General features: G+C 59.5%; 12 protein-coding genes, 1 tRNA gene, 2 rRNA genes and 1 pseudogene (1 of these 16 cut by a window edge). 6 read left to right on the forward strand and 10 right to left on the reverse strand.

The features are described 5' to 3' along the window. A complete protein-coding gene (locus K663_RS19055; RefSeq protein WP_158511238.1) occupies positions 1-3,075 on the reverse strand; it encodes a transglycosylase domain-containing protein in 3,075 nt (1,024 codons plus the stop codon). A gap of 448 nt (positions 3,076-3,523) precedes the next feature. Between K663_RS19055 and K663_RS19060 the strand changes: the two genes are divergently transcribed. Continuing rightward, positions 3,524-4,354 carry a universal stress protein gene (locus tag K663_RS19060; protein WP_062121681.1) on the forward strand — a complete coding sequence of 277 codons (831 nt, stop codon included), beginning with the start codon at positions 3,524-3,526 and terminating at the stop codon, positions 4,352-4,354. Positions 4,355-4,436: 82 nt separating this feature from the next. After that, positions 4,437-4,763, forward strand: a complete 327-nt coding sequence (locus tag K663_RS19065; RefSeq protein WP_062121619.1) for a TraR/DksA family transcriptional regulator — start codon at positions 4,437-4,439, stop codon at positions 4,761-4,763. A 35-nt stretch (positions 4,764-4,798) separates the two neighbouring features. Here K663_RS19065 and K663_RS19070 read toward each other — a convergent pair whose 3' ends face one another. The 3 genes from K663_RS19070 to K663_RS19080 form a co-directional block, all read right to left on the reverse strand. Next, entirely contained in the window at positions 4,799-5,248 is a 450-nt protein-coding gene (locus K663_RS19070) for a universal stress protein (protein WP_062121620.1), read from the reverse strand. 70 nt (positions 5,249-5,318) lie between these two features. Continuing rightward, positions 5,319-5,714, reverse strand: coding sequence for a cupin domain-containing protein (locus K663_RS19075; protein ID WP_062121621.1), 396 nt, complete (start codon positions 5,712-5,714; stop codon positions 5,319-5,321). A 580-nt stretch (positions 5,715-6,294) separates the two neighbouring features. Further along, on the reverse strand, positions 6,295-6,663 hold the full coding sequence (locus K663_RS19080) for a DUF6481 family protein (RefSeq protein ID WP_062121622.1): 369 nt from the start codon (positions 6,661-6,663) through the stop codon (positions 6,295-6,297). A 304-nt stretch (positions 6,664-6,967) separates the two neighbouring features. On the opposite strand from K663_RS19080, the gene K663_RS19085 reads away from it, so the two are divergent. Both K663_RS19085 and K663_RS19090 read left to right on the forward strand, forming a co-directional pair. Continuing rightward, on the forward strand, positions 6,968-9,577 hold the full coding sequence (locus K663_RS19085; RefSeq protein ID WP_083536038.1) for a TonB-dependent receptor: 2,610 nt from the start codon (positions 6,968-6,970) through the stop codon (positions 9,575-9,577). 16 nt (positions 9,578-9,593) lie between these two features. Further along, positions 9,594-10,658 carry a tyrosine-protein phosphatase gene (locus tag K663_RS19090; RefSeq protein ID WP_235589591.1) on the forward strand — a complete coding sequence of 355 codons (1,065 nt, stop codon included), beginning with the start codon at positions 9,594-9,596 and terminating at the stop codon, positions 10,656-10,658. Between the two features lie 219 nt (positions 10,659-10,877). Here the strand turns inward: K663_RS19090 and arr are convergent, their stop codons facing one another. After that, positions 10,878-11,291 carry an NAD(+)--rifampin ADP-ribosyltransferase gene (gene arr / locus K663_RS19095; RefSeq protein WP_062121624.1) on the reverse strand — a complete coding sequence of 138 codons (414 nt, stop codon included), beginning with the start codon at positions 11,289-11,291 and terminating at the stop codon, positions 10,878-10,880. Positions 11,292-11,644: 353 nt separating this feature from the next. Here arr and K663_RS19100 point away from each other — a divergent pair, with 353 nt between their 5' ends. Both K663_RS19100 and K663_RS19105 read left to right on the forward strand, forming a co-directional pair. Further along, the gene (locus K663_RS19100) at positions 11,645-12,004 is read left to right on the forward strand and encodes a DUF6152 family protein (RefSeq protein ID WP_062121625.1); all 360 of its coding nucleotides are present in this window, start codon (positions 11,645-11,647) and stop codon (positions 12,002-12,004) included. A gap of 5 nt (positions 12,005-12,009) precedes the next feature. After that, positions 12,010-12,471, forward strand: a complete 462-nt coding sequence (locus tag K663_RS19105) for a hypothetical protein (RefSeq protein WP_062121626.1) — start codon at positions 12,010-12,012, stop codon at positions 12,469-12,471. 284 nt (positions 12,472-12,755) lie between these two features. On the opposite strand, the pseudogene K663_RS24475 reads toward K663_RS19105, so the two are convergent. From K663_RS24475 to K663_RS19135, 5 genes and pseudogenes are all read right to left on the reverse strand, one after another. Then, positions 12,756-13,345 (reverse strand): annotated as a pseudogene (locus K663_RS24475) (IS630 family transposase); the annotation flags it as partial. A gap of 66 nt (positions 13,346-13,411) precedes the next feature. Then, positions 13,412-13,780, reverse strand: coding sequence for a hypothetical protein (locus K663_RS19115; RefSeq protein WP_062121628.1), 369 nt, complete (start codon positions 13,778-13,780; stop codon positions 13,412-13,414). Positions 13,781-14,045: 265 nt separating this feature from the next. Beyond that, positions 14,046-14,122 (reverse strand) — tRNA-Met (locus tag K663_RS19125). Between the two features lie 128 nt (positions 14,123-14,250). Beyond that, a 5S ribosomal RNA gene (gene rrf, locus K663_RS19130) occupies positions 14,251-14,365 on the reverse strand. A 128-nt stretch (positions 14,366-14,493) separates the two neighbouring features. Continuing rightward, positions 14,494-16,749: ribosomal RNA gene (locus tag K663_RS19135) — 23S ribosomal RNA — on the reverse strand (it continues 539 nt past the right edge of the window).

Consider the following 16,749-nt stretch of genomic DNA (forward strand, 5'->3'; position numbering starts at 1 on the left):
TCACCGCCATCCATCGAACGAGGTCAGCAGCGATGGCGGGTGCCGAAGCGTCGGCCTGTTGACCGCAAGGGGATTTGGCCGGTTCAGCAACGCCTGCCAATCCGTGCGGATTGCGGGAGCGGGATCGGGCGGCTTTGCTGACGATCGTTCGCCGATCACTTGCTGGATGACAGGCGCGAGAAGCGTGAACAATTGCGCGGGCAAGGCGCTGGTGAACCGATATTGCGACGCCTCTTCCCCTTCCACGAAGGCCGTGATCGTGCCGAAATGGCGCTGGCCGATGAAGAAGGCGAAGGTGGCTGTACGGGACCGCGCCTCCGATCCGACGAGACGCCCGCCAGACCCGTATCGCATGTGGCGATTGTCGCCGGTTCCCGTCTTGCCGCCGATCATCATCGCAGAGCCGTCCGCAGCGGTGACCGCTTCATAGGCCCGCCGCGCGGTTCCATTTTCGACGACATCGACCAATCCCCGACGCACCGCGTGGGCGATTTCGGGCCGAAGCACCCTGACACCGGCTTTCGGCTGTGCCTTCATCACGGTTTCATAGGGGGTGCCCTCCGCAAAATGCAGCCTGTCGATCAGCCGGGGCGCGGAACGGTAACCCCCGCTCGCGACAATGCCCATCAGTTCCGCCAGCGCGTCGGGGCGGTCGCCCGATGTGCCGATGGCGGTGGCATAGGAGGGCACGAGCGTTTCGAAGGGATAGCCCAGCCGCTGCCAATCCTTGTGGATCGGAACAAAGGCCTGTTTTTCCAGCATGGTCCTGATCCGCCGGTTCTGCGCGGCGAAACGATTGGGCTTGAGCAGCCAGAGATAGGCTTCCTGCCGCACATCGGCGCTTGCCGCGACGATGTCGTCCCACGACGCACCGGGATGCGTGTAGAGATAGCCCGCCAGCCACAGTTCGAGCGGGTGGATGTCGGCGATATAGGATCGGTCGGCGAGGCTCAGCCGGTCAGGCGCGTAGGTTTCATACAGCTTCCGCATGTCTTCCTCATCATCCGGCGGGGTTTTTGCCCATTGCCGGATGAAGGCGGAAAACTGATCAAAGTCGGCATCGGGCCGAACGGTTCGGAAGGCCGCCGCCAGCCGGGGGCGCAAATATTTGGCGCGTTCGGCGACATGGCTCATGATCGCGGCGGGATCCAGCTCCCGATATTGGGGGCGGAACCGGGCGAGATATTGGCGACCCTCCATGTCGATGAAGCGCCGCAGGTAATAGTCCCGGCGCGGGTGATCGGGCCTTTCGAAAATTCCCGCCGCGCCCGGAATGCGGGCGAGGTGATAATCCACTATGTCGCGCATCATGCGGATGAAGACGAGGTTGACGCTCTGTTGCAGCGCGTAGGACACCGTCATTTGCCCGCCATGCCGCCGATTGAAATTGGCAAAGCGGTGCATGCCCCCGGCGGTGAAGAACCGCTCGCCCGTGCCCGCGGAATATTTCTTCTCCATCGCCGCATCGACGATGGCCGCTGTGCCCCTGTCGCCATGTTCCAGCAACTGCCCGGCAACCCACGCGGTCAACGGATCGCCTTGCTGGACGAGGCGGTTGAGTTCAGCGGACGGCATGGTCCGAAGGTCATCGTGAAGATCCGCGATGATGTTGAGATAGGAGAGAAGCGTGCGAACCTTCGCCGTGGACCCCAGTTCCAGCTTCGTCCCGGCGTTGACGTCCAGCGGACCGTCAAGGCTGTCAGTCTGGACGCGCACATGGGTAGAACCAGCGCCGCGTTCATACAGCGTGAAACTGTAATTCACCTGCGCCGGTGCGCTTCCGCTGAGCAGACGCGGGCCGGTAAGTCCCAGTTCCGATAAGCCTTCAGGCTCCCGCAAACTGCGTAGCAGCGCCGTCGCTTCCGCCTGAGCTTTCCTGTCGATCGACGTTTCGACGGTGAGGTCGAGCCTGTGGAGATCGTAGAAGCTCGGCGTCTTGATGAGCCGGGCCAAATTGAGCCGCAACGCATTCGCCGCCTTCGCCACGGAATCGGACAAGGGCGGGGCGGCAGGGGGCGTGGTGTTGAAAGTGAGCCGCGTGCCAATGGCCGCTTCACCAAGATCGGACCCGATGATGTTTTCCGCGACCATCAGGCGAAGATAGCTTTCGGTCAGCGCTTCCAGTTCATCGCGGCCCGTCCCCAGATAATGAGCGGGGCGGCGCTGCGCGATGACCAGGCTGAGAACCTGTTTCAGCGCAAGACCCTGTTGGCGTAATTCCGAACCGGTTCGTGCGGGCATGCGCAGCACCCTGTTCACACTGGCGAAATCGGCTCCGTACCAAAGCTGCAATCCATCGCCGAGGCCGATGACCTCCCCATGACGGCGAAAGCCCGCAAGCGGTATCAGGTTGAGCGCGTCCACGACGGTCTGCTTGCGGAAATCGACCGTATTGAGGCCAGAATGGTAGGCGCGCAGGCTGGCAGACGTCATCTGCCGCAGCTTTTCGATCGGCCCGGTCGTCCGTCCACGCGGTGAATGACGCAGCTTTTCCATTTGCGTCGCCACGGTGCTGCCGCCGGGACTGCGCTCGCCCTCGCCGCTGGCCCCGAAGCTGATGAGGGCGAGGCCAAGCCTGTCCCATTCGACCGCGGGATTGCGGCGCGGATACCGCAAGCTCAGCAAATCGCGATTTTCCACGAAGAGCAGGCTACGAACCGCAAGGTCGGGTACATCGTCATAGGAACGATAGATTTGGGACGGATCGCGGTAGGAAAAAATGGGCTGTCCCCTGGCCCCCTCCAGCGTCAGGCCCGCAGAGCTTTTCTCGCGATAAGGGGGAAATCCGCCCAGACCCTGAAACCATTGCAGCGTGGATGACGTCCGCGCCTGCCGCTCGACCATGTAGCCTTCCCGCGAAAGTGCAGCGATGTAACCGGGCAGTTGAACATAGCCCAATCGTTTGTCGAACGGGCCATGGGCAGGAAAGGCAATGTCCTCGCTTGCGCCATCGTCCATGTGGAAATGCATGCGGTCCGCCAGCCGCGAGAACAGGTGGGACTGGATGTAAGAGGTGCGAAGTTCGACAATAGCGAAAATCAGAAATACGACCGCCGCTACCGCCATCGCAGTCATTCGAGGGCGACGCCCTATGCCCCTCCAGCTGCTATGCGCGCGCAAATCCGTCAAGCGGCGGTAGCCGCCAGCTCCTGGTTCCGATGATCCCAATAAGGTCGTCATCGCCCTCCTCACATCCGGTGACGCGGCGGCCCTTCCATCTTTTCAGTCGGAACCATCTGGAAACTGCCCGCCGCAGCACGATAGCTGCTTGTTAAAACGTGCCGCCCCCAATTTCGTTTCATCGCAATTTAATTTCGTTTCATCCCGGCGTTTGCGTGGGGAGTCAGTTGCATAGGGGCGAAGCGATCCCCCTCACCCATTTCCCCCGCCATGGTCGGCGCGCGCAGCGAGCGCCCACCCACGTTCGATTTGCGTTGGGCAGTGGCTCTGGAAGCCTGTTACTGGCATGATGAGCAACGATGCCGGGACGCACTTGAAAGATCCCCGGCCGCTGGAGAGTAGCATGGCGCTGCGTGACATTATTTTGCAAATGAACAGCTATCCCGAGCCAACCCCCGGTTGGGCGCTGGATAATGCGCTGGCCCTCGCCAGCGCGCTGGGCGCCACGCTGTCGGTCGGTGTGTGTCAGGTCCGCATTCCTCCGGCGTCCAATTGGCTCGCCGACACGCTGATCAATGCCGCCGGCATGATTGCTGCGGAAAACCGCAAGAGCGCGGAAAATGCACAGGCCCTGCTCGCTCAATTCTCTGCCTCGGCAAGCGAAGACATCAGAGGCGAGGCGATGCTCGTGGAATGCGTGGGGATGATCTCGCACTGGCAGATTGCCAGCAAGGCGCGCGCCTATGACCTGCTCGTCGTGCCGGTCCATGGGCACGAGCAAGCTGCATGCGTGGAAGGTTTGACCTTTGAATCCGGGCGTCCAATCCTTTTGATAACCGAAGATGCCCGCAACGGCACATTCGATCATGTGGTCGTCGGCTGGGATGGGAGCAGGGCGGCAGCGCGCGCGCTGGCTGACGCACTTGGCTTTTGCGGCTCAGCCAGGACGGTCGAAGTCGCCGTCGTCACGGGCGACAAGGATCTGTCACCGGCCGCGTCGGTTTCCGATGTCGTTCGCCATCTTGGACGCCATGGCATCACCGCCAACGCTATCGAGATCCCGGCCGCAGGGCGTGATGCGGGACAGGCGCTGCAAGCCTATTGCACGGAATCGGAAAGCGATTTGCTGGTCATGGGCGCCTATGGGCATTCACGGGTCCGTGAATTCGTCCTGGGCGGCGCCACCCGGTCGGTGCTCGAACGTCCGGCGCTTTCCATTTTCCTGTCGCATTGATGGCAGGCGGCGTCGGCATAGCCTGGCGCTTCGATGCGCGTTCGGCTCACAGTTCAGGCAGGACAGGAATAGGAGAATTGCCGTGATTGATCCGAACTCTGCGAAATCGCGTCTGGAAGTGCAGCTGGCGGAACTGGAGCGCCGCCAGAAAAGCGTTGCCGATGATCTGTCCGAGCCGCTGAACCCGGATTCATCGGAAAGGGCGGTAGAGAAGGAAGACGACGCCTCGCTGGAGGCGCAGGCCGCCTTGATCGCGCGCGAGATCGCCTCCGTGCAGCGTGCCCTTTCAAGGATCGAGAACGGCACCTATGGGGAATGCGTGCACTGCGGCAGCACCATAGCGCCGCAGCGTCTGGAGGCCCGGCCTGAAGCGGCCCTGTGCATCGAGTGCGCCCAGAAGGCGAGTTGACCAACGGGGCGCTCAAACGGCGCCCGGCCGGGAACTCAGCGAACCACAAGCACGGGAATATTGGTGTGCGCCAGCACTTCGGACGCCTTGCTTCCCAGCATCAGGCGACCCAATCCCCGGCGCCCATGCGAAGCCATGACGATCAGGTCACAGTTCCGCTCCTGCGCAGCCGCGATGATCGCCTCGGCCACCTCCGCTTCCGGGACATGGAGCGTGTCGGCGGTCACGCCCAATCGCTGCGCCGATTGTTGCGCGGCAGCCAGTATGCTGTCCGCCGCCTTCGTCTGGCCTTCGGCATATTCAGCCAGCGCGACACCGCTCCAGGCAAGATCATAGCCCACTCCGCTGGTGTACACCGGGAAACGTTCAGTCACGGTGATGATCGTTACCTCGGCGCCCAGGGTCTTTGCCAGCGCCAGGCCATGGTCCACGCCCTTTTGCGCGATTTCCGATCCGTCGGTCGAGATGAGTATCCGATTGTACATGGGCTTTCCTCTTCCAGTGGATTATTCACAACGACCAACTGATCACTATCTCCTGCCGCGACTGCCTCCGCTACTCAGTAGTACGTCCGTCAAAATGCTCGTGACTTCCCTCTGCATCTGCCTTGGTGCGGTGGATGGTGCCATCGACATGTTCGGGCGGGCCATAGATGGTGTAGAGCTGGAGCAATCCCGTTCCTCTATTGATGATATTGTGCCGGGCGCCCGCGGGCACGATAATGGCGTCGTCGGCGGCAATGGCGGTGGAGACGCCGTCGATCTGGACCTCGCCTTCTCCGAATTCAACGCGGAAGAACTGATCGCGATCCTCATGCACTTCTTCCCCGATCTGGTCGCCCGGCGCTATCGCCATGAGTACCAGTTGCAGATTGCAGCCAGTATAAAGCACATGGCGGAAGTCGGAATTGCTTTCCGTCAATTCGTCAATGTTGCCGACAAATCCTCTCATGATGATCTCCTCTGCCTGAACCCATGGTCGCGCGAGAGATGAACCTGCAATATTTTCATCTCGATCTTTGGAGAATGCGAGTCTTTTCGCGATCCTGTTTAGGCGATCAAGCCTCAAAATTCCAGAACATGAGAGCGGCATGACGCTCAATAACGCCATGTCCAACTCTCCACGATCCCCCGCTCGTCAAAGCCAGGGGCGAGTTCAACATGGGTCAATTCTCAGTGGAAATTTATGCCCTTCCAGGGGCACTTCTCAGCGGCAATCAACAGTTTTCAGGGCCGGACGGAGCAGATCCGCTGCTTTTCCTGGCTTTATGCTCGGCTAGCAATCCATCCAGTTCCGCTATGCGAATACGCTGCGGGGTATCCTTTGCGAGACCCTTCAGCCTGCATTCGGCCCATAGGCTTCGACGTTCCGACTCCAACGCTTTCAGATACAAGTCGGCCATATTTTCTCCGAAACTCCGGGGATGCTCAGCGTTGATGCGCTGTCCTGAGCAACAGGTTATGTGATGGGTCGGACTTGCCCCATCACCCTGCAAGACGCCTGTTGGCACGCCAGCGCCAGCATCAGCTAACTATTTTCGGGCTTTGCGCGCAGCGTAACGCGCATCGCGCGCAGCCTTCATTTCAGCGGCGCTGGCGGGTGTCAACCTGGCGGCCTTGAGTGCTGCGGCGGCCTCTGCGGCTGCTTGCTTTTCGGCTTCCGCCGCCAGCTCTGCCGCTTTGCGTTCTGCCTTTTGCGCTTTGGCCAAAGCAACAGACTCAGCCTTGGCAGCCCGCTCGATTGCAATTGCTTGATCTTTAGCTTCGCTCGCCCGGCGTCGCTCCGCCAAAATTGCCTCATCGACGGGCGGCTTGGCTCTCAATGCATCCAGAGCCTTCTGTTTGGCGGATCCTGCTGCGGCAATGCGGTCTTGGAACGAAGGAGCTTTATAAGAAGACAATTTTTATCCTTGGAAATTTTGTGTCGATGGCGCGTGCCGCGCCGCAAAGGCAGGATCGCCTGCGTTGCAGCGAACGCCATTAGCAAAAAACCTCGCTGATCTCAAGGTCGCCAGATTGCATGGCGCTTCATGGCCGTCCGAACGAAGGCGTTCAACATTAGCGGTGAATGATGACGCTCTCTCATGCCTCGTTGCGGTGTCACATATAGGTCACGACGCGGTAACGCTGTCATCATCATCGCTACGCTCCACAGTCATAATGCCCGTCTAGGTGCCCCCCAACGAAACGAGAAGGGGCTCACCAATGACAAACGACATCTTGAGGGCGGCGCTTGTCGCCGGAACGGCCATGGCTGCGATCATGGCGCAAAATGCAGCGGCAGAAGAGAATAGTGCCGCCGTCCCAGCAGTATCGGCCGAGGCGGTGGCGGTGGATGAAGCGGAGGCGATCGTCGTCAACGGTTCCCCTATTCGCGAAAGCCTGGAAGCATCGCTCCTGGTGCAGCGGGAGGCGGACAATGTCGTCAACGCCATCACCGCCGACGATGCGGGCCGTTTCCCCGACCAGACCGTCGCTGCTGCGCTTGCCCGCCTCCCCGGCATCGGCGTGCAGCGTGACCAGGGTCAGGAACGCTATGTTCAGGTGCGGGGCGCGCCGACCCGCTGGACCGTCGTTTCGTTTGACGGCGTCAATGTGCTGGGCGCAGAGGAGCGCATCTTCCGCTTCGACTCCGTCCCGGCCGCGCTTATCAGCACGGTGGAACTCAACAAGACGTTGCTGCCGGACATGCCTGCCGAGGCGCTGGCGGGCCGGGTCAATATCAAGACCTTCTCCGCCCTCGATAAGCCAGGCTTCCATGGCTATCTCGACCTTGGCTATGGCTTTGTCGACCTGGGCAATGGGCCGCAGGAACAGGCGGCGGGCCGCTTAAGCTATGGCAGCAACGTCTTTGGCATCACGGTGGCCGCGTCTCACAGCCAGTTTGAACAGCAGACCGACAACAGCGAGCCGCGCTACGACGCCGCAGGTGCGCTGCGGGAGCTTCGCAATGCGAAATATATTATCGAGCGGGAGATCAACTCGCTTTCGGGCAAGATCGAATTCCGACCGGCCGATGGCCATCATATCAGCGCCACCAGCCTCTACACCGAATTTCTCGATCATGAGCAGCGCAACCAGTATACCTTCACCTTCACCGGCGCGGACCGCACCGGGACCAGCGGCACTACGGTGGACGCCAACGTAACGGGGGCGTTCGAACAAGGCGAATACAAGACGTCCACCTTCGTCAACATATTGCATGGCGATCATGATTTCGGTCGGCTGCGCGCGAACTGGGATGCCGCCTATGTCGAGACGGAGAGCAAGATCGACCTGCCGATCATCAGCCAGTCGTCGACCACTGCCGCGCTTCGCCCCGACGTCACATACAGCACGGGCAAATATAATCTTCCGGTCCTGACCGTCACCAACGCGAACGGCAGCAGCGGCGCGCTCGACCAATTCGCCTTCGACCGCGAAACGCTCACCGCCTATGTGATGGGCAGCAAGACCAAGAGCTATACCGGCAAGGCCGACTTTGACTATGATGTTTCGGATGCGATCATCGTCTCGTTCGGCGGTCAATATGACGATCGCAAGTCGGTCGATCCGGGCGCCCTGGCTCTGTTGCGACCCGATGGCACCAGCGGATCATTCGCCATGCGCGATGTGGCTGCCGCACTGGGCCTGCCCTGGACGCCCGGCGCCTTCGTTACCGGGACGCCCGTCGATGAAGATCTCGATCGTGGCTACGTCTTCAACTATCTGAACAACAAGGGGATGCGCCAGCAGCTCGACGCGCTGATCGCGGGCGCACGCGAAGCGAATGCGGCGGGCGGCACCTTCGCCGTGCCGAGCCGGAACCCTGCACTGGCGAATACGGTCAAGGAACGGATCATCGCCGGCTATGCGTCGGTGAGCTGGAAAACGGACGACCTGTCCATCGTCGCGGGCGCGCGGGTGGAAAATACGAAAATCCGCTCCACCGGCACGGCAGGAGTGGGCGGAGCCTTGGCCCCGGTGGCGGTCAGCAGCGATTACACCTTCGTCTATCCCAGCCTCCACCTTAACTATGACGCAACCGATGAACTCAAGTTGCGCGCCTCCTTCGTCAGCGGCGCGGCGCGGCCCAGCTTCGTCGAGCAGCGGGCGACCGTCACCATCAATGATGCGGCAGGCATCCAGTCCATCATCGGCGGCAATCCCGCGCTGAAGCCGGAACGGGCGTTCGGCGTCGATGCTTCGGCCGAGTGGTATTTTGGACCGGCTTCGTTGCTGTCGGTCAACGGCTTCTACCGCAAGGTCAAGGACACACTGTTCGACACCACAGCGCCGGTCGGAGACAACCGGTTCGACTTTGGCGGCGTGGACCGTTCGGGCTACATTTACAGCTCCACGCTGAATGGCGGCGACGGAAAACTCTACGGCGTCGAGTTCGCCTATAATCAGCCCTTCACCTTCCTCCCGGCGCCGTTCGATGGACTGGGGGCGCAGGCGAGCCTGACGTTGGTGGATGGCGATTTTGAACTGCCGTCCGGCCGAAAGGTAGCCTTCCCCGGCACGTCGAAGCGCATCACGAACCTGTCGCTATTCTATGAGAAGGACGGTTTTTCCGCGCGGGTGGGCTACCAGCACCGCACCAAATGGCTCGATGACATTTCGGTCGATGCCACGTCCGACATTTACTGGGCGAGCAACGAGCGGGTCGACCTGTCCGTCCGTTATGAACTGGTGCAGGGCTTCACGCTCTATGCCGATGTCGTCAACCTGACCAATGAGCCGGGGATCCGTTATACCGGCAGCGATGCCACGCCTTATGAAGTGGAATTGTTTGGCACGCGCTATCTGTTTGGCGTCAAAGCCAATTTCTAAAATGGGGATGACCATCATGATGAAGTCCGTTGCACTTGCGGCCCTTCTGCTCGGAAGTGCCGCAGCCTCCCCCATGGCTGCGGCGGAGGTGCCTGCAAGCCCGATGGTCGAGCGGATCGCGCCCGATCGTTTGAAGATCAGCTGGACCGGGAAAAACGCCGTCGATGTATTCATGTCCGACAAGGCGGATGCTCCGGCAACCGCATCGGCGCTGGTGTCTGCCAAGGACAGGGACGGCGTGCATGAGCAGGCGGTCAAGCCGGGCGAGCGCGCTTTCTTCCTGCTGAAGGATCAGCAGGACGGCAAGGCAATTCGCATCGCCGAGCGGGTGTTGCCGCTGGAGCAGGGTTCCAATTTCCGCGACATCGGCGGATATCCGGCGGCAGGCGGACGGTATGTGAAATGGGGCATGATCTATCGGTCCGGCGCTACGCCGGTGTTGACCAAGGGCGACCTCAAGCTCATCGAGGGCCTGCACCTTGGCAATATGGTTGACCTGCGGTCCAGCGAGGAGCGCCAACTCGCACCCAGCCGTATCGTCGGTGTGCCCTACAATGCGGTAGGCTATTCCATGACGGCGATCACCAGCGCGATGAAGCCCTCAACTGGCCAGGCATTGGCCAATGGCGGGGCGCTCTACCGCAGGATGCCCGACATAATGGCACCGCAGTTCCGCGTGCTGTTCGACCGCCTGCTCGCAAACCGGGGGGCGCTGGCTTATAACTGTTCGGCGGGGCAGGACCGCACCGGGCTGGCGACGGCGTTGATCCTGTCGGCCCTGGGCGTTCCGCGGGATGTCATCATTGCGGACTATCATCTGTCGACCCAATACCGCCGACCGGAATATGAAACCGCTCCGTATGATCCGGCGGCGTTCCCGGATAATGCCGCTGCCCGGATGTTCGCTCAGTATAAGGGCACGAAGCCCCAGCCGCTCAAGGATGCTGACGGCAAGGCGTTTTTGAGTTCGGCGCTAGAGGAAATCGACCAGCGTTACGGTTCTGTCGAAGCCTATCTCGACAAGGCATTGGGCGTCAGCGCAGTTGATGTGGCCGCGTTGCGTGCCACCTATACTGAGTGAGCTTTGTTTAAAGCAGGAATGCAGAAAGTGGCTTTAACCACGCCGTTCCTGCTTAAATTTTGCCAGGATGGCGGTGCGTATCTAGCCGGGCAACGCCACCCGGACCGGCAAACTTCGGCTGCGGACCGGCAGTGTCTTAGTTTGAATTTCGGCTTCCGGTGGAAAGCGGAACGACGAGTTTTATGCCTCAAAGGGCGGACACCGCCGTTCCCAATCAGGTTAATCGATGATGTCGGCACCCTCCGCCTTCAAACGGGCGAGACCGTCCTTCATCTCCTGTAGCCGTTCAGGCGGGTGTCCTTGCCACTGCGTCACTTCGGCAATGACGCGCAGCGGGTCGCGGGAGCGATAGGACAATGTCGGATTACCAGGGAACCTCTTGTCCGTCAGGTTGGGGTCGTCCTCGATCGGCCCGGTTGGCTCCACGACATAAATCCGTTCTCTTCCACTGCCGGCGGCCAGTTCGGCGCCCCAGATCGCAGCATCCAGCGTGCCAGAAAAATATACCCAAGATAATGGTTTGGCCTCGGCATGGTTGGACTGGTGGCCGACGACGATCAGGTCTCCGGGTTTCAGATCGGCCTTTGTTCCGTGGAAGAACGATTGTGAAAACGTGCCGGCAGTCGCTGACATAGGGTTATCGCTCCTTGTGATGTGTATCGAGGGCTGTTTCCTTGGAACAAGTGCACCGGCTTTCCGCAAGGCCCGCCTTGGTCACATAGTGATATGGGAGATGCGGTGACTTCCTCCTGTTCGACATTCAGCTACACGTCGAGGCGGTCGGTCCGTTCTAGCCGCTCGGCTTTTTTGACCGGCATGGCAGTGAGGAGGTCGATAGCCGAATTTCAAACTGAGCTACCACGTGCGGATCACGCCAGTTGACATAACGCAGATTTGCCTACGCGCCGCGACCGGGCGTTGAACGAGACATCGAGCGGATGTAAAACCATGGCCGGGCGACGGGCTGTTGTGATCGGGAGATCGAAATGCCTTTCAGGAACGCGCTCGTTTCGAGCCTTGCCATGCTGTTGATGTTCGCTCCTTCGGCGGGCTTCGCGCATCACGGCTGGAGCAGCTATGACTCGACCAAACCGCTCTCGGTCACCGCTCCTTTGTCATCCGTCAGCTGGGGCAATCCGCATGGCAGCGCCAAGGTCATGTGGCAGAAAAAGGAGTGGACCCTCGTCCTTGCTCCTGTCTCCCGGATGGAGGCGCGTGGTCTGACCAAGGCGATGTTAACTTCCGGCAAACCGGTCACGCTGGTAGGCTATCCACGTTCCGACGGAACGGCTGAAATGCGTATCGAACGCGTGACGGTGGACCGCAAGACAGTCGAACTGCGCTGAACCCTGTGGAAGCTGCAGCTTTAGCGATTGAAAGCTCTGCGCTTGGCAGCTTCGTTCGGGAATCGGCCTGGGCCTATCCCCTGGCCAACATCACGCATCTGCTTGGCATGATCCTGCTGATCGGTGGTATCGGGCTACTCGACCTACGCATTGTCGGCGCCTTTCGTTCGCTCCCGCTCATGCTGCTGTCGCGGGCACTCACACCTGTGGGGCTGGCCGGACTTACGTTCATGCTTCTGACCGGCCCGCTGCTGTTCGCGACGGATGCAGTGGCGCTCTCGCGGTCAAGCATCTTCACCTGGAAGCTCGGGCTGATCGTCCTTGCGCTCGGCAATGCCGCGATCTTCCGGCAATGCTGGAAAGGCGGCACCAATGAACCGCCGATGGTGTTGCGGATCACGGCCGGGGCATCCATCGTACTATGGTTGGGCGTAGCTGGTTTGGGACGTCTGATTGCCTATCTTTAGGCGGCAGCATGAAATGCGTTGCGCTTACAGACGCCTCAGCGGTCAGTGCGTCGAGGGCTCGCGATAAGCGCCTTATTGCATTGGTTCATTTGCTCGCCCGCCGTACCGCGCGAAAGGCCTATCGCGAAATGTTGGAGGAGCGCAGCACGCCCCGCTCCTGATGCAGGAGGTCGTCTGGTGAAGGCCGCAGTTTATGCCCCCTATTCCTCGGTTAGTCAGCGTGACGCTCGATTGAGGACTTCTAATGCCAACCTGCATTGATCAAAACCGACGTGTCATTTGCGTCAACCGATGCTCATGATGCGCCACGGCCGCTCGATCAGTCTGTTCCATGCCTCGCAACAGTGATCGACGATGTTGTCGGGGGATGTGCAGATGCGGTTGGAGAGCCAGTTGTCGCGCATGAACTGCCAGATGTTCTCGACGGGGTTCAGTTCTGGACATTTTGCGGGCAGTGCAACGATGCTGATGTTGGCAGGGACCTCGAGCTTGCCGGTCATGTGCCATCCGGCCTGATCCATGGGCACCACAACGTGCGCGCCCGGCGCGACGACGAGTGCGATCTCGGCCAGGTCCAACGTCATCCTCTGGGTGTTGCAGAAGGGTAGGAGCAACCCGGCGCCCTTGCCCTGTTCGGGCCAGATCGCGCCAAAGATGTAGGCCGACTTGGTCCGCTGGTCCTTGGGGGCCGAAGGTCGCGGGCCTCGCCTCGCCCAGCGACGAGTGATGGTGTTCTTCTGCCCGACGCGGGCCTCGTTCTGGAGCCAGATCTCTATTGGGGTGCCCTTCGGGAGAGCGCTCCGGACCTTTGCTACCTCGGCTGCAAAGCCCCTTTTTTGAACGCCTCCATCGCAAGTTCGTTCTGGGCATGATGGGCCGCGGTGTCAGCTTCACATAAGTGCGCGCACTGCGGCACGCGCTCACAATGATCTCAGCCACTTCACTCGGCTTTGCGATGGCTCGGAACAAAGGTACGTGCAACAACCGGACGAACATCCGGCGCGATCGTCGCGAGGAGCGGGTTCTCCATGCTCTGCACCGTCATCTGATGGACCCAGCCTTGTTCAAGGAGTTCTGCGACGAATTTACGCGCGAAATGAATCGCCAGCGCATGGAGGGGCGATCGTCGACCGAGGCGGCCAAGATCGAGATCAAGAAGGTCGACCGCGATCTCGACATCCTCGTGAACCTGATCCTCAAGGGCGGTGCTGCGGCCAAGATCAACGCCAGGATGGAAGCCACGGACGATCGCAAGAGGGAACTGGAGAAAGTTGTGGCGGATGCCGCCGAACCGCCGCCGCTTCTGCATCCGAATATGGCTTACCATTATCGTGGCAATTGGATCAACTGTATCAGACATTGCAGGGGGACTGCGAACCGAACGGTTGGAGGCTGCGAAGGTTATCTGCTCCTTGGTTCAGGAGATCATTCTCGTTCCAGAAGACGGCGGGTTGAAGATCGACGTCCGCGGCGATCTTGCCGGCATCCTGTCGATAGCAGTAGAACGCAAAAAGCCCGCCGGGAGGGCGGGCCTGAAGCGTCTTGCGACCTCCGGTGATCGATCGCAATATCATTGGTTGCGGGAGCAGGATTTGAACCTGCGACCTTCAGGTTATGAGCCTGACGAGCTACCGGGCTGCTCCATCCCGCGTCACCGATATTTGTGCTTTGAGGGACCGGGTGTCCGGTTTTTCCCTTGAAGCGCAAAAGGGCGGCTTTATGGGCCGCCCTTTTTTTGAGATGTGAATGGGTTTGTTGTTTCAAAGCGCAAGCTTCAATGCCTGGCGACGCCCTACTCTTCCGGGGCTTGAGCCACAGTACCATCGGCGCAGACTGGTTTCACGGCCGAGTTCGGGATGGGATCGGGTGGGTCACAGACGCTATGGTCACCAAGCAATGAAGCTTGCGCTTTGGGTTGTTAATCGATGCCGTGCACGCATGTTTGTACTTGTATCTGGCTTGAGGTGATCACCACGCTCAATGACTGATGCTGTGTCCAGCATTGTCATTGATGGTGGGACTCTCAGGCGCGATCAGAGCAATTAGGACCGGTTAGCTCCATATGTTACCACACTTCTACATCCGGCCTATCAAGGTCGTGGTCTACGACCGCTCGAAGAAATCTTATCTTGAGGGAGGCTTCCCGCTTAGATGCTTTCAGCGGTTATCCCGTCCATACATAGCTACCCTGCTGCGCCCTTGGCAGGACGACAGGTACACCAGAGGTATGTTCAACCCGGTCCTCTCGTACTAGGGTCAACTCCTCTCAAATTTCGACGCCCACGGCAGATAGGGACCAAACTGTCTCGCGACGTTCTGAACCCAGCTCACGTACCACTTTAATTGGCGAACAGCCAAACCCTTGGGACCTGCTCCAGCCCCAGGATGTGATGAGCCGACATCGAGGTGCCAAACGATTCCGTCGATATGAGCTCTTGGGAATCATCAGCCTGTTATCCCCGGCGTACCTTTTATCCGTTGAGCGATGGCCCTTCCACGAGGGACCACCGGATCACTATGACCGACTTTCGTCTCTGCTCGACTTGTCAGTCTCGCAGTCAGGCGGGCTTATGCCATTGCACTCTAACAGACGGTTTCCAACCGTCCTGAGCCCACCATCGCGCGCCTCCGTTACTCTTTAGGAGGCGACCGCCCCAGTCAAACTACCCGCCACAGAGGGTCCCTGCACCGGATAACGGTGCGAGGTTAGACATCAGAAAACAACAGGGTGGTATTTCACCTATGGCTCCACCAGATCTGGCGACCTGGCTTCAAAGCCTCCCACCTATGCTACACAGTTCTTTCCTAATGCCACTCTGAAGCTGCAGTAAAGGTGCACGGGGTCTTTCCGTCTAACCGCGGGTACTCCGCATCTTCACGGAGAATTCAATTTCGCTGAGCATATCCTGGAGACAGTGGGGAAGTCGTTACGCCATTCGTGCAGGTCGGAACTTACCCGACAAGGAATTTCGCTACCTTAGGACCGTTATAGTTACGGCCGCCGTTTACCTGGGCTTCAATTCAGTGCTTGCACACCTCCTCTTAACCTTCAGGCACCGGGCAGGCGTCAGGCCCTATACGTCGTCTTGAAGCCGACTTAGCAGAGCCCTGTGTTTTTGCTAAACAGTCGCTACCCCCTGGCCTGTGCCCCCCACAAAAAGTTGCCTTGATGTGGGGCCTCCTTCTTCCGAAGGTACGGAGGCAATTTGCCGAGTTCCTTCAGGATACTTCTCTCAAACGCCTTGGTATACTCTACCATTCCACCTGTGTCGGTTTAGGGTACGGTCTATACGGAGGGGCTATTTCCTGGGACAACTTCCCTGCCTGGACCAATCCAATAAGGCCAGACAAGTTACGCCATCCGTCACACACCTCCAGGCCCACGAATATTAACGTGGTTCCCATCGACTACCCCCTTCGGGCTCGTCTTAGGGGCCGGCTTACCCTGCTCAGATTAGCTTTAAGCAGGAACCCTTGGAATTTCGGCGACAGTGCATCTCACACTGTTAATCGCTACTCATGTCTGCATTCGCACTTCCGATACCTCCACGACCCATTACCAGATCGCTTCAACGGCCTACGGAACGCTCCGCTACCGCGTGCAGTAAACTGCACACCCTAAGCTTCGGTGCATCACTTTAGCCCCGTTACATCTTCGCCGCAGGATCTCTTATTTAGACCAGTGAGCTGTTACGCTTTCTTTAAAGGATGGCTGCTTCTAAGCCAACCTCCTGGTTGTTTTGGAAATCCCACATGCTTTCCCACTTAGTGATGACTTGGGGACCTTAGCTGTAGGTTAGGGCTGTTTCCCTTTTGACGACGGACCTTAGCACCCGCCGTCTGTCTGCCGGACTAGACTCGTTGGTATTCGGAGTTTGGTTAGAGTTGGTAGATCTCGCGACCCCCGCATCCATCCAGTGCTCTACCCCCAACGGCAATCATCCGACGCTCTACCTCAATAGATTTCGCGGAGAACCAGCTATTTCCCGGCTTGATTGGCCTTTCACCCCTAAGCACAACTCATCCGATAATTTTTCAACATTAAACGGTTCGGTCCTCCAGTGCGTGTTACCGCACCTTCAACCTGGTCATGCATAGATCGCCGGGTTTCGGGTCTAATGCATCATACTCTGTCGCCCTGTTCAGACTCGCTTTCGCTGCGCCTACACCTAACGGCTTAAGCTTGCATGATACACTAAGTCACAGACCCATTATGCAAGAGGTACGCGGTCAGGTCTCAAGGACCCTCCCACTGCTTGTAGGCATCCGGTTTCAGGT

The sequence above is a fragment of the Sphingobium sp. MI1205 genome (genome assembly GCF_001563285.1).
In the GTDB taxonomy this organism is placed as follows: Bacteria; Pseudomonadota; Alphaproteobacteria; order Sphingomonadales; family Sphingomonadaceae; genus Sphingobium.

What these genes read in the sequence shown, in the direction of transcription:
- K663_RS19055 (WP_158511238.1), bottom strand. Translation starts at nt 3,075, where the DNA reads ATGACTGCGATGGCGGTAGCGGCGGTCGTATTTCTGATTTTCGCTATT.
- K663_RS19060 (WP_062121681.1), top strand. Translation starts at nt 3,524, where the DNA reads ATGGCGCTGCGTGACATTATTTTGCAAATGAACAGCTATCCCGAGCCA.
- K663_RS19070 (WP_062121620.1), bottom strand. Translation starts at nt 5,248, where the DNA reads ATGTACAATCGGATACTCATCTCGACCGACGGATCGGAAATCGCGCAA.
- K663_RS19075 (WP_062121621.1), bottom strand. Translation starts at nt 5,714, where the DNA reads ATGAGAGGATTTGTCGGCAACATTGACGAATTGACGGAAAGCAATTCC.
- K663_RS19085 (WP_083536038.1), top strand. Translation starts at nt 6,968, where the DNA reads ATGACAAACGACATCTTGAGGGCGGCGCTTGTCGCCGGAACGGCCATG.
- K663_RS19090 (WP_235589591.1), top strand. Translation starts at nt 9,594, where the DNA reads ATGATGAAGTCCGTTGCACTTGCGGCCCTTCTGCTCGGAAGTGCCGCA.
- arr (WP_062121624.1), bottom strand. Translation starts at nt 11,291, where the DNA reads ATGTCAGCGACTGCCGGCACGTTTTCACAATCGTTCTTCCACGGAACA.
- K663_RS19100 (WP_062121625.1), top strand. Translation starts at nt 11,645, where the DNA reads ATGCCTTTCAGGAACGCGCTCGTTTCGAGCCTTGCCATGCTGTTGATG.
- K663_RS19115 (WP_062121628.1), bottom strand. Translation starts at nt 13,780, where the DNA reads ATGCAGAAGCGGCGGCGGTTCGGCGGCATCCGCCACAACTTTCTCCAG.